This window comes from Agrobacterium larrymoorei (assembly GCF_037722385.1).
GTDB lineage: Bacteria > Pseudomonadota > Alphaproteobacteria > Rhizobiales > Rhizobiaceae > Agrobacterium > Agrobacterium larrymoorei_C.
The window spans coordinates 19870-32143 of record NZ_JBBKAQ010000017.1 but is presented as its reverse complement, the minus strand read 5'-3'; the positions used below and the strand labels follow the sequence as shown (position 1 = coordinate 32143).

At 55.6% G+C, this 12274-nt stretch carries 11 protein-coding genes; 3 read left to right on the top strand and 8 right to left on the bottom strand.

All coding sequences use genetic code 11. From position 1 onward, the window contains the following. Positions 1–62 precede the first annotated feature (62 nt). The 3 genes from WKI41_RS16010 to WKI41_RS16000 form a co-directional block, all read right to left on the bottom strand. Positions 63–1481: an MFS transporter gene (locus tag WKI41_RS16010; protein WP_340194489.1), complete on the bottom strand. Its 1419-nt coding sequence runs from the start codon at positions 1479–1481 to the stop codon at positions 63–65. A gap of 80 nt (positions 1482–1561) precedes the next feature. Then, positions 1562–2095 (bottom strand): TetR/AcrR family transcriptional regulator, encoded by a 534-nt coding sequence (locus WKI41_RS16005; protein WP_340194556.1) that lies wholly within the window; start codon positions 2093–2095, stop codon positions 1562–1564. A gap of 156 nt (positions 2096–2251) precedes the next feature. Next, entirely contained in the window at positions 2252–2632 is a 381-nt protein-coding gene (locus WKI41_RS16000) for a winged helix-turn-helix transcriptional regulator (protein ID WP_034499614.1), read from the bottom strand. A 46-nt stretch (positions 2633–2678) separates the two neighbouring features. On the opposite strand from WKI41_RS16000, the gene WKI41_RS15995 reads away from it, so the two are divergent. After that, positions 2679–3488 (top strand): SDR family NAD(P)-dependent oxidoreductase, encoded by an 810-nt coding sequence (locus WKI41_RS15995; RefSeq protein WP_340194488.1) that lies wholly within the window; start codon positions 2679–2681, stop codon positions 3486–3488. Between the two features lie 45 nt (positions 3489–3533). Here the strand turns inward: WKI41_RS15995 and WKI41_RS15990 are convergent, their stop codons facing one another. The 3 genes from WKI41_RS15990 to WKI41_RS15980 all read right to left on the bottom strand — a co-directional run bounded on the left by WKI41_RS15990 (position 3534) and on the right by WKI41_RS15980 (position 5923). After that, positions 3534–4520 carry an alpha/beta hydrolase gene (locus WKI41_RS15990; protein ID WP_113327737.1) on the bottom strand — a complete coding sequence of 329 codons (987 nt, stop codon included), beginning with the start codon at positions 4518–4520 and terminating at the stop codon, positions 3534–3536. A gap of 190 nt (positions 4521–4710) precedes the next feature. Then, positions 4711–5358 (bottom strand): NrsF family protein, encoded by a 648-nt coding sequence (locus WKI41_RS15985; protein ID WP_340194487.1) that lies wholly within the window; start codon positions 5356–5358, stop codon positions 4711–4713. Next, entirely contained in the window at positions 5351–5923 is a 573-nt protein-coding gene (locus tag WKI41_RS15980; RefSeq protein WP_340194486.1) for a sigma-70 family RNA polymerase sigma factor, read from the bottom strand. Before WKI41_RS15980 ends, WKI41_RS15985 begins: the two co-directional genes overlap by 8 nt. 159 nt (positions 5924–6082) lie before the next feature. On the opposite strand from WKI41_RS15980, the gene WKI41_RS15975 reads away from it, so the two are divergent. Then, a complete protein-coding gene (locus tag WKI41_RS15975; RefSeq protein ID WP_022557122.1) occupies positions 6083–6868 on the top strand; it encodes an alpha/beta fold hydrolase in 786 nt (261 codons plus the stop codon). Positions 6869–7445: 577 nt separating this feature from the next. Beyond that, positions 7446–10487, top strand: a complete 3042-nt coding sequence (locus WKI41_RS15970) for a class I SAM-dependent DNA methyltransferase (protein ID WP_340194485.1) — start codon at positions 7446–7448, stop codon at positions 10485–10487. A 9-nt stretch (positions 10488–10496) separates the two neighbouring features. Here WKI41_RS15970 and WKI41_RS15965 read toward each other — a convergent pair whose 3' ends face one another. Then, positions 10497–11408 carry a nucleotidyl transferase AbiEii/AbiGii toxin family protein gene (locus WKI41_RS15965; RefSeq protein WP_340194484.1) on the bottom strand — a complete coding sequence of 304 codons (912 nt, stop codon included), beginning with the start codon at positions 11406–11408 and terminating at the stop codon, positions 10497–10499. Beyond that, complete coding sequence (locus tag WKI41_RS15960) at positions 11395–12246, bottom strand: type IV toxin-antitoxin system AbiEi family antitoxin domain-containing protein (protein WP_340194483.1); 852 nt, start codon at positions 12244–12246, stop codon at positions 11395–11397. The genes WKI41_RS15965 and WKI41_RS15960 overlap by 14 nt, the downstream gene beginning before the upstream one ends. Between the last annotated feature and the right edge of the window lie 28 nt (positions 12247–12274).

Below are 12274 nucleotides of genomic sequence, written 5' to 3'. Positions count from 1 at the left end.
TTGCTGGGGAGTTTTACCCCGTTTCCGCGCGATCGGCTGATGATGCGCTGCGATGGCGCCGCTTATCGACGCAACGGTTGGGTCGATGTCAGGCTGACGGAAAGCCATCCCGCGATGAGAAGACAAATGGCAATTGCAACCGCTGCAACGCTGTATGCTTGGCCAATGGATTGAACGTCTGTGGCCGGCCCCAAGATCGAGAAGAACAAGCCGCCAACGATTGCGGCTGCCAACGCACCGCCAATCTGAAACATCGAATTGACCAGACCAGAAGCCAATCCTGACTGCGTCCGGTCTACCCTTTGCACGATGCTCTTCACCAGGTTTGGAAGGGCGATCCCCTGCCCCGCACCGATAAGAAAGAGCGCAGCAAAAAGGAATTGCGGAAGGCCAGTAGAAATCAAGGCCGCCGTTCCAAACAATCCTGCAGCCTGCAGCACCATGCCGGCGCCAGCGGAAAATCTCCCGAAGACGCTGAGGATGCGCTCGCTTGCAAAAGGACCAAGGACGAAGCCGACAGCCGCAGGAAGGATCGCCAGCCCGGCCTCGAAAGGCGTCCGACCAAGGCCACCCTGCTCATAGACCGAGAATATCAGCCAGAAGGCCGCAAGGGCGTAGAAGAACAAGGCAGCCAGGAGCCCGCGCAGTAGCCCACGGTTTTGCAGCAGGCTCGGTGCAAGAATCGGATCTTTCCCCGTCGATTCCAGATGTTTCTCATGCCGCCAAAACAAGACGAAAAACGGAAGACACGTGGCAAGCATCACGATAAGCCAGATCGGCCACCCGTGCTCCCGGCCCTCGATCAGCGGCGCAATCAGTGCAAATAGCGCAATCGCGATCAACAGTGCTCCGCCAAGATCCAGTTTGCTTGGGTGCGCAGATCGGGTTTCTCGCAACATGATGAAGGCCGACGGCGCAGCGACTGCAATAACCGGCAGGTTGATGAGGAAGATGGCTCTCCATCCAAGACCAAGAACATCAAGCGCAATCAACGCACCACCAAGAAACAGACCAACCATCGATGCCATCCCGAATGTCAGGGCATAAAAGCTGAGGGCTCTTGATTTTTCTTGGTCTGGGAAAATGGCATTGATCGAAGCCAAGGCCTGCGGTGCCATAATTGCCGCTGCAAACCCCTGAAGGATACGGCCGGCGACCAACGCGGCTGGAGACCAGGCAAACCCGCATAAGGCAGATGCGGCTGCAAACCCGACCATTCCAGCCAGAAAGACATTTCGTCGACCATAGAGATCTCCAAGCCTGCCGCCAGTGATAAGCATCACAGCATAGGTGGTGGCGTAACCGGAGATAATCAGCTGTATCGTTGACGCAGAAGCCCTGAAATCTGCCCGGATCGAGGGCAGCGCCACATTGACGATGAAGAAGTCAAGCGGTGGCAAAAAGGCGCCGGTCAAAAGGATGATCAGTGCAATCCAACGACGTGGATCGAGTTTGTCATCGGGATTGCTCGTGTCTCTCATAAGTGTCTCCACATCGACCAAAAAATCGATCGACGGTTTGAAATGATAAAAATTGGGAACCTATTGGTTCCAAATTGAAGTTAGCCAAGCGCCTTCAGCGCCAGTTCGACCATGGCCCTCGTCTCAGCGCGATCCGCTCCTGCTTTGGCAAGGACCCGCATGCCCTGAATCTGACACACGAGGAACCTCGCAAGCGTTCGTTCATCCAGCTCGGGATCGATTTCGCCCAAGGCCTGCGCTCTTATTATCGCCGCCGCATAAAGATCTTGCAGCCGCCTGAACAGCCGGGAAATACGTGGTGCGACCTCTTTATCCCTTGGGAGCATCTCGACAGCTGCAAAGACGACAAAGCATCCACGCAAACCGTCCTGTCCCGATGCTTGATCCACCTGTTGAGAAAAAGCTTCTAAAATCGCGGCTTTGGGCGACGGATTGGAATGAAGCGCTTCACCGACCGAGCGAACCGCGTCCTCAATGTAAGCGTCGAGGGCGCGCAGATAGACGCCTCTCTTATCGACGAAAGCCTTATAAAAGCTGCCTCTGGAAAGTTTCATACCCTCAAGCAAGTCGGGAAGGGATGCTTCGTGATATCCACGATCCCAAAATACGTGCATTGCTTTTCGAACTGCTTCATCGAGTTCAAATTCTCTAGGGCGACCAACGGACGCGGATATTTGAGTGCGCTTGACCATAAGTTCTATATGGAACCATTTGGTCCATAATGCAAGCGATATTTTCGGGATCGCGCCAAGCGTCGGCACCCAAGTTAGTTATCGACGCCGATCAACAGGATAATCCCGAGAGAATTCCCTGACCGCCATCAAAATCGGCATAAGCCCGTGGCCTGCTGAACTCAGCGAGTATTCGACTCGAGGAGGCTGCTCTTGAAAGTCGTGTCGGCTTATGAGGCCGTCATTTTCCAGTTCCCTGAGATGTTGCGTTAGCATCTTCTGGGATATGCCAGGTATGTCTCTCATGAACTGCGATGCCCGCAATGATGGTTCGGCGAACAATCGGAAAAGGATCGGCAGTTTCCAACGTCCTGTGATCATCCGAAGCACCCTGCTCACATGAGAGACAGATCCGTCGGCTCCGAGGCATGTCGCCCTGTCCTCGACAGGCACTTTAAAGTGCGTAATTGCCTGTTTCATCAACGAACCTCATATCTGCAGGAGGCGATAACACGGATGAAATATCATGGACTTACAACTCCAAAACAAGGTTGCACTGGTCACGGGAAGCAGTAAGGGGATTGGCGAGGGCGCGGCCAGAGGCCTCGCAAAGGAAGGGGCAACCGTTCTTGTCCACGGTCGCGACAGAATGAAAACAGAGGAGGTCGCGCATGACATCATATCCTCTGGAGGTCATGCTTTCGCGGTATTCGGCGATCTGACAGTGCCGGATCAGGTCGATCGTCTGGTTCGTGATTCAAAGGCTGCAGCAGGCTCGATCGACATCCTGGTCAACAATGCCGGCGGATCTGCCGCGGCGGAGGATTGGACCTCGACAAGCTCTGAAACGTGGGCCGCTGTCTATGACATGAACGTGCTCGCATCTGTGAGGATCATCTCGCTAGTTCTGCCCGCAATGAAAGTATCGCGGTGGGGTCGGATCATAAACATCTCAAGCCTGGCGGCCCTGATGCCGCCCGCAAGTCGACCGGACTACTCCGCCGCCAAGGCGGCCATGATCGCGATGACGGCGTCGCTCGCAAAAGACGTTGCTGCACACGGCATCACCGCAAACACCGTTTCGCCTGGAACGGTGCATAGCATCAGTTTGGATACCGCATTCCGTAAGAAAGCCATTGAGAGCGGGATGGCCATTGACGCCCTCTGGGACGACATAGAGAGAGAAATCCTGCCAATGTTTGCTCAGGTGCCCGTTGGAAGGGTCGGAACCCTCGAGGAGATTGCAGATGCGATTGCGTTTCTCTCGAGCCCCCGTGCTGGCTATATCACAGGAGCAAACCTCCGACTTGACGGAGGAATGTGGCCAGGGATGTAGCAGGACAACAGAGAAGCTGCGCCAAACCTGTCTAAGTTCCCCGCCTCAGTTCCAGTTTGCCATGACGAACCGGTGGATCTCCGCTTCGAGTTCCTGGTCTTCCGGCGTCCCACCCATGAAGCCACCATGGGGCATAGCTTCGAAGACGTGCAATTCGGTTTCCACGCCAGCTTTTCGCAAGGCTCGATGCATCCTCACCGTGTTTGACAGGAACAGGTCACGCGTGCCGGTCTGCAGGAATGTCGGCGGAAAGCCCGCCAAATCGCCGAAGAGCGGCGATAGATAGGGATTGGAGAGATCGGCACCACCGGCGTAGAGCAGGTTGTTTGATCGTAGCGGGCGGGGCAGAACGAGATCAATCATCTGGTTGGTCTGGAAGCTGTCACCGGATTCGGTGAGGTCAACCTGTGGCGAGAGCAAGACTAATCTGCCAGGCATTGGCATGCCTTCATCTCTTGCCCGCAGCAGCATGGCAGTCGCGAGATTGCCGCCTGCCGATCTCCCCAGGATGATTACCTTGTCGGGGGAGTGACCTCTCAAGACATGACGGTACGTGGCTAAGCAGTCATCAAGAGCGGCCGGATAGGGATGCTCAGGCGGCATCCGGTAATCGACGCCGTAGCATCGCACGGCGTGCTGGTGAGCTTGGCGTCGCGCACTGACGCGACAGGCCTCACCGCCTCCGAACACCAATGCGCCGCCATGCAGGTCGATGAGTGCGCCACGCTCATGAAATGCTCCGTGCGGCGTCGCGACATGGATCGTTGCTTGTTCGACTACAATTGTCTTGACTGTGGACTGCAAACTCCCGGCAAGATCTTTGGCCGCGGCGGCGTAATGCGCATCTACTGCGGCTTTCATCATCATCCAGCCTGAAAAATCCTCTGGGGACGGCATTTCGAACCGCGCATTCATAGGGCTGCCGTCCTTGTCGACCAGGCGCGACAGTGCCGCTTGTGCTTCGACGCTGATGGACTGTGGGGCCTGAATCATCCGTGAAGGGACGGCTGCACTGCGTGAGGAATTGCTCATTTCTTGCTCTGTAATGGAACGAAGCGACGATGACTTTTTCTCGAACCCGGGCGCCGGTCTGGCCTGTCGATTTCAGATGTTCTGCCCGAGACATGAGATCGCTTCAGATTGGCACTTGGGTCCGCAGCCAGATGACTGACTGTATCCCATTGCTTTGAAAAGAGAATAGCCTATTTCCAAACCGATTTTGCTACCACCTCAACAATTTCGGCCCGATTGACGCTCCCAGCGCCGTTACACATGCAATGGCGATCGAATACCATACCGCCACAAAGGCAGCGCCATCGTTGAGGCAGGCGATGGTATAGGCGAGACCACCAACGGAACCTGCAAGGAAACCAGCAATAGCGCCTGCCTGGCTGAGCCGCGTGGGAGTTCCGGCTCGCATCGCAGAAAGAATAGCGGCGAGCGCCGGGATGGAAGCCATGATGATAGTCCCCGCACAATTTAGCACCGAGTAGGTGTGAACCCCAAGCAAAGGAAAGCCGCTCCGATCAGACAAAGCTCCGGTAAGCAGGAAGGCCAGTCCCGGAGCAAGAAAGAGAACCGTGCGAGGCACCTGGCCCGGCTGGACCACTGTCCAGACAAGCTGAAACCCGCCGGCAGCTACAAGAACCATGCCGATGACTTTGAATAGGAACGTCCATGTCGGAAGTATGTGTATGAGATCGGAGCGAGGTCCGGCGATCATCACAACGACGCCAGTTGCTGCCAGGATCGAAAAGGCCAGCGCGACAGGGAGAACGATCGAGAAACGGAACGAGAGTGACGAACGTCTACCAGCTTGCGCTGCAAGCCCTCGAATAAGATCGTCCGTTGGCTGTCGATTGTCATTCATGCCTGGGACCTCTTCTCTGTGTTGCCGCCATCAGTTTCTTCAACGAGCGATGGAAGGCGACGCGCACCGCTCCCTCGGTTGAACCGATGCGCGCCGCGGCCTCTTTGGTGGAGGCACCCTCGAGCCCAATGGCTCGGACAGCAGCCTGTTCGCCAGGGGGCAAGGCGGAGATTAGTTTTTCGACATCTGCCGGATTGCGTTCAGGATCGAACACCTCGAATGAGAACAAGTCGGCCCACTGCTCCTCGGTCAAATCGACGCGCGTGCGTGCGTCCCGGCCCAAGCGCCGGCTTGCATCAATGATCTTGTAGCGCGTAATTGCGTTCAGCCAGGGAAGCAGAGACCGCTTTGTATCCCATTGGTGGCGACGGGAATGCACTGCTATGAGCACTTCCTGTACGACATCCTCTGCCTCGTAAAGGCTGAAACCCATATATCGCAAATGCGCCTCGACGATCCGCCGCACCGAAGCGGCGAAAGCCCTGAGAAACGCCTCGTAGGCAGCGCTATCTCCAGTGCGTTCCGCGCGCATCGCTTTCGCCCATCTGTCTTCCCGTGTGTCCATGCACCCATGCTTTCGGTTGGACGAAACCCATTGTTACGACCTATCGCGAATTTATTCGAATTTACGCGCCGATCACATAGTCGTGACGATGTAAGATTGGGGAATTCCCAACGAAAGACTCCTCCGAAGCATGTGCTTTACGATGAAAGGAAGTCCGGAATGATCATGAACAGGCGCACATTTTCCACTGCTATGCTTGCCGGCGCGGCAGCATCAATGCTTTCAACCAAAGGCATGGCCGCATCGGCGGCCGGCCACCCAGAAAAGGCCCGTAACGTTGTCTTCGTCCATGGGCTATTCGCAGATGGTTCCTGCTGGAGCGAAGTGATATCGAGGCTGCAGCCCGAGGGCTTGAACATCACATCCGTGCAGAACCCTCTGACTACTCTCTCGGAATCGGTTGCTGCTGCGGAGCGAGTACTGGCGCGGCAGGATGGGCCAACAGTATTGGTAGGGCACTCATTTGGGGGAATGATTGTAACTCAGGCCGGCATGCATCCTAATGTGTCGGCTCTCGTGTACGTCGCCGCCCGTGCACCCGACGCAAACGAGGATTTCGGCGCTTTAGCGAAAACCTTCCCTACTCCCCCCGCTTCTGCCGGAATTGTTTTCGACGGTGAGGAAGGAAGACTTAGCGAGAAGGCGTTCCTCGAGGACTTCGCCGGTGACATTCCCACGGCCCGCGCGAAGGTGCTGTATGCAACGCAATATCCTTTCCAGAAGACGCTACTCTCAGGCAAAGTTACCGAAGCCGCTTGGCGCCACAAGCTCAGCTATTACGCGGTGTCGAGCGAGGACCGCACGATCAACCCGGACCTGCAGCGCTTTCTCGCCAAACGCATGGACGCAAAGGCAATCGAATTGAAAGCCAGCCATCTCTCGCTGATCTCGCACCCGGACGAGGTCGCGGAGCTTATCCTGGAAGCTGCAGGCCAGAAAGCCTAACCCGATCCGCGAAATTCAGACAGTCAGACACCGCTGCGCGACCTCCCCTAAACCTGCGCTAGTCGTCCAGTGACCTCTTTGCAAAGCGGACGGTTTCTAGGCAACGAGGCAAGCAGCGCAGTCGAGAGAGGACGACAGCCAAGACTGGGGGTGTCGTTCTTTCTCCGAGCTGTTAGGCAATGAATATATGTGTGCCAGGTTGTTCAGATTTATCTCTCAAGCAATCTAGCTCTTGGAAGGACTCGAACCGGCGACAGGAATGTCTAAAGGTCCTAGATGCTGATATCATTCAATTTTCCGCTAAACATGTTGTCACCAAGCGGTCGCCGCAGCAATTTCTCCTTCATTCATCACCTGCGGCGACTGGAGCTTGTGTGTCGAGCATGGCTGATGATGACCACAAGTATCACCTACTTTTCCCATCGAACAAGCCGCCTCCCGTCAGCATCAATCGGCACTTGTCAATCCATCAGTTGCCAATTGTGGAACCTGCCATGTTAGAGTTGAAATTGACGGTGACGCGCCCGTCGTCACCAGATAAACAATTTAACAACGTGTTTTTTGGCCTGGGGGCAGTGTGGCAGTATCCGCAGACGATTTTATCCGAAAATGGAAATCCGTTGAGCTGAAAGAGCGATCGGCGGCCCAAGAGCATTTTATCGATCTTTGCCACCTTCTTGGAGAGCCGACGCCTGCCGATGCTGACAAGGCCGGCGAATTCTATTGTTTTGAGCGCGGCGCAACCAAAACCACCGGCGGAGAGGGGTGGGCGGATGTCTGGAAACGCGGCCATTTTGGTTGGGAGTACAAAGGAAAGCGAAAGAACCTAGATGCTGCCTTCGCGCAGCTTCAGCAGTATGCTTTGGCTCTCGAAAATCCCCCATTGCTTGTGGTTTGCGACCTCGATCGTTTCGTCATCCATACCAACTGGACGAACTCGGTTAGCGCCAAGCATGAGTTTGCCCTCGAAGACTTGCGTGATGCCGGCATTCTTCAAAAGCTGAAATGGGTGATGTCCGACCCCGAGCAATTGCGGCCAGGGACGACACGACAGGGTTTGACTGAATCGGTCGCAGCGGAGTTTGCCACCCTCGCGCACTTGCTTCGCACCCGAGATGGCCATGCGCCGGATAAGGTTGCGCATTTCATTAACCGGCTTGTCTTCTGTATGTTTGCTGAAGATGCCGATCTGCTGCCAAACAAGATGTTTCGACGCATGCTTGGGGCCGCTAAATTAGACCCCGTGAAATTTACCAAGCATGCTTCAACCCTGTTTGCCGCTATGAAGGATGGTGGGCTGGTGGGTTTCGAGAACATCGAGTGGTTCAACGGTGGCCTGTTTGACAATGCCGAAGCTCTGCCTCTTACAGCCGAAGATATTGAGCTTTGCATTCGCGCTGCCGACCAGGACTGGAGCGAGATCGATCCGTCGATTTTCGGCACCCTGTTTGTCCGAGGGCTTGATCCCGACAAACGTTCCGAAACCGGATCGGAATACACCGACCGCGATAAGATCATGACGATTATTCGGCCTGTGATCACAGAGCCTTTGCTACGCGAATGGGATTCTGTGCGAGAGGGCATAGTTAACATAATCAATCCTGCGCGGGACGCCGTTGACGAGGCGGTTGCGAACGCTTCCAGCTATCCCGAATTGGCAGAGGAGGTTCGCAGCGTCTCTGGCCGGCTGACTGCCCGCCCCCAGCTGGAGCTTTTTGACGACCTCGCCAAGCAACGCAGGGTCCGCACGTTGGATGCCACTCGTGCAAGCCTGCGGGCAGCGGCGGCAGCACTTAGCCAAGCGCATAAGCAGGGGGAAGCTGCATTCAATGAATTCCTGGCACGCTTGCGCAGGTTCCGGGTTCTTGATCCTGCGTGTGGATCAGGAAATTTTCTTTACCTTGCTCTGGTTGAATTAAAAAATTTAGAGCGGCGGGTATCAATCGAGGGAGAGCAGCTTGGATTTCCGCCTGCATTTCCCGCCATCGGTCCCGAAGCGTTGCTGGGCATTGAAATTAACCCGTACGCTGCTGAATTGGCGCGTGTCTCCGTCTGGATTGGAGAGATTCAGTGGATGCGCAGGAACGGTTTCAATGTCGGCCGTCAGCCGATCCTGAAACCACTGACTACCATTGAATGCCGCAATGCAATTATCAATTCAGACGGTTCGCCTGCTGTTTGGCCGTCGGCAGAAGCGATCGTCGGCAACCCACCTTACCTTGGGGCAAAGCTCCTGAAGCGGCGGCTTGGCGTACCAATGACGGATGCGATCCGCAAAGTTTACGATGGCCGTTTGCCCGGCTTTACAGACCTTGTTTGTTATTGGTTTGAGAATGCCAGGGAGGCCATTGAACAGGGGCAAACCCGTCGCGCGGGTCTGGTTTCCACTAATTCAATCCGCAAGAATACGAATTTACCTGTCATGCACCGGATTGCGGCTTCAACAACGATTTATGCCGCTTGGCCCGAAGAGCAGTGGACGGTCGACGGTGCGGCTGTGGACGTATCGCTGATTTGCTTCGGCGACAATGAAGGCGGAGCCATTCTTCTCAATGGTGAACCTGTTGGCTCGATAAACGCAGATTTGACGACTGGATTGGACCTCACAGCCGCAGGCCCCCTCGTGCAAAACAGAAATGGTGCATTTCTGGGGATTCAGAAAAGTGGTCCGTTTGATATTCCGGGTGAGTTGGCGCGTGCGTGGATGAGGGAGCCTACCAACCCCAATGGGCGCAGAAACACCGAGGTTCTAAAGCCGTATTGGAATGGTGACGATGTAACCGGCCGACCGCGTGATATGTGGTTCATCGACCTTCCGCTCGGCTTGAGCAAGGCGGACGCCGCTCTATTCGAATCTCCTTTTCGCCATGTTGCTACCACGCCAGATGAAGATGGGAAAACCGTCGAGCAGTTGCGGGGAGCATTAGGTGAGCGGGCCGGGCCACGATGGTGGGAACCGCATTGGCCAAGGCCGGAGATGCGATCTCGTATCGAGCAATTAGGCCGGTACATAATAACGCCAGAGACGGCGCAGCACCGGCTGTTTGTCTGGCAGTCATTTCCTGTATTGCCGGACAAGAATTTGATCGTTATCCCCCGTGAGGATGATCTGATGTTTGGCCTGCTCCACAACAAATTTCATGAAGCATGGGCGTTGCGAAAAGGCTCTGATCTTGAAGATCGCCCCCGCTATACGCATACGTCAACGTTCGCAACTTTTCCCTTTCCTGATGGAATGACGCCCGACATAGCCGTCGATGCAGCACGAGGATTGCCGGCAGCCACCGCAATCGAAGCCGCCGCCGCCCGCCTTGCCGCGCTGAGGGAGCATTGGCTTTATCCAGATGATCTCGTCGTCGAGCAGCCTGAGGAATTTCCCGGTTTCCCCCCGCGTCGGATTGCCAAAGATTCTGGTGCAAGGGTGGCTCTTGCGAAACGAACGTTGACGAGCCTTTACAATGATAGGCCTGAATGGTTGGCCGAAGCCCACCGTGCGCTGGATATCGCCGTAGCGCGGGCCTATGGTTGGCCCGAAGATATCGAACTGGACGACGCAATTTCAAGATTGTTGCAGCTAAACTTGCAGCGTTCCTCAAAGAAGCCAGTAGCCGCAGAATAGCGCTTCCGTCTATTCAAGTGCCTCTTTAAGCTGTTTTACCAACTCGTCGCGCCGGTCTTTCTTAAGGCCGTCGAGATTCATCTGGCGCCAGCGGATGGCGGGCAGGCTGGCCGCATCGGGCAGGCCGATCAAATCCCAATCGGGCTTTCCTTCCTCGAAGCCAATCAGGAAGTCACGGTGTTTCCGGGGCATGTCGCCAATCAGTTCGGCAATCAGGCGTTCGCGCGTCGCAACCAGCTCGGCGAGCGGAACAGCATCCCCTGTCATGCCGGAAAAATGCCGTTCGTAGACTTCGGTAATATCCTTGCGGGGTGGCGCAATTACCTCCGCCATCGGCCGATCATGGCTTGCCAAATAGATCAGAAAGGCGATCCGCACTTCGTCGGTAAACCCCTCATTCGCAAGGAGATCGCGCACGTCAAAAAGATCGCGGGGGTGCTGGCGGTCGAGTGCCGCCACTAGCTTGCCGCCATAGAGGTCGGCGAACGATACGATCCGCGCTTCCGCAAAGCCGAAGGCTTCTTCAGCCGGCGGGCGGACCTGGCGCAGCTCCGGAGCGTAGACGCAGCCGCGCAGCACCGGCGTAACCTCTATTTTGACCATGGCTGTTGGGTCGCGAACGGCCAGTTTGCGTACAAAGCCGTCATTGTCCGCAGTTTCGCCAATACGGATGCGATTGTCCGCAGCTTTGAGACGGTCAGAAATCCGTCGTATAGCTTCGGTGATCTCGGTCAACGATTCCGTGCGGTCTTTGACAGGCAGGTATGTCAGGTCGATATCCACCGACAGGCGCGGTAGGTCACGCACGAACAGGTTGATTGCGGTGCCCCCTTTAAGTGCAAAGCATTCTTCTTCCGTGATCGCGGGAAGAATACGAACGAGGAGGGCAACCTGCCGTCGATAGGTTTCAGCGAAGGCCATTCAAATCCCCCGGTACGGTTATCTGGTAGGTCGGATCGAGAACACCACCCGCCACCAGATGACGTTTACCGCTGCCTAAATCAAACGCGGCCGGATCAACCTGCTTTCGCCATGCGTGCTTGTGACGGTCCGCAAAGAAGAAGAACAGACGTTTGACTTTGATGCTATGGCAATCTTTGAGAAGCTTTTGTAATCGGGTAGGGCGGAGATTGCTGAGGCCATCAAACAGGGCGTCCACCTCATCGAAGCTCTCGTGCTTCGGCAGTTCATCGAGCATTTCCAATATTGCGCGTTCAGGTGTCGAAAGCGTCAGGGGCCAATCCCATGAGCCGAGTTCGGGTGGCGGACCACCTTTCAATGTCGTCAGATCGGTAACGTCGCCGGTGCGAAGATTCCAGTTCAGACTGCTGATGCCGCGATGATGCGGATCATTGTTAAATAAGCGGCTATCCTTGTGAAAGACGAAGCGCGCGTCCAGCTTGAGCTTGTTCAACCAGGATGGAGGCGGCTTCGGCCCAAAGAGGTAGACCGTCGAAAATGTCCCGAACCGCAGGTAGTGAGCATAGCCTTGCAGTTCCAACGCAGTGCGCCCGCCAACGACCGATGGCGACGCATCCAATAGATTTTGGAGAGAAAGCATTACCTGTTGCCAGGTCAGCTTGCCGCCGGGACGGCGGAAAACTCCGTGCGCAGGTTGTTCCAGCCAGCCAGCCGAAACGTAGTGGTGGCGTAGCTGCATCGAATAGCCGTTCTTGTTGAGCCATGCAGAATCGACGAGCAGTCCTTCAGGGACGCTACGCACGAGTTTGTTTAGAAGAGTTTGGTTTTCTCCAGTCATATTAGATAAAATAACATAATTTCAAACC

Excerpts from the sequence above, each read along its gene's own strand:
- WKI41_RS15965 (WP_340194484.1), bottom strand. The coding sequence starts at position 11,408 with ATGGCCTTCGCTGAAACCTATCGACGGCAGGTTGCCCTCCTCGTTCGT.
- WKI41_RS15980 (WP_340194486.1), bottom strand. The coding sequence starts at position 5,923 with ATGGACACACGGGAAGACAGATGGGCGAAAGCGATGCGCGCGGAACGC.
- WKI41_RS15975 (WP_022557122.1), top strand. The coding sequence starts at position 6,083 with ATGATCATGAACAGGCGCACATTTTCCACTGCTATGCTTGCCGGCGCG.
- WKI41_RS15960 (WP_340194483.1), bottom strand. The coding sequence starts at position 12,246 with ATGACTGGAGAAAACCAAACTCTTCTAAACAAACTCGTGCGTAGCGTC.
- WKI41_RS15985 (WP_340194487.1), bottom strand. The coding sequence starts at position 5,358 with ATGAATGACAATCGACAGCCAACGGACGATCTTATTCGAGGGCTTGCA.
- WKI41_RS16010 (WP_340194489.1), bottom strand. The coding sequence starts at position 1,481 with ATGAGAGACACGAGCAATCCCGATGACAAACTCGATCCACGTCGTTGG.
- WKI41_RS15990 (WP_113327737.1), bottom strand. The coding sequence starts at position 4,520 with ATGAGCAATTCCTCACGCAGTGCAGCCGTCCCTTCACGGATGATTCAG.
- WKI41_RS15995 (WP_340194488.1), top strand. The coding sequence starts at position 2,679 with ATGGACTTACAACTCCAAAACAAGGTTGCACTGGTCACGGGAAGCAGT.
- WKI41_RS16000 (WP_034499614.1), bottom strand. The coding sequence starts at position 2,632 with ATGAAACAGGCAATTACGCACTTTAAAGTGCCTGTCGAGGACAGGGCG.
- WKI41_RS16005 (WP_340194556.1), bottom strand. The coding sequence starts at position 2,095 with ATGCACGTATTTTGGGATCGTGGATATCACGAAGCATCCCTTCCCGAC.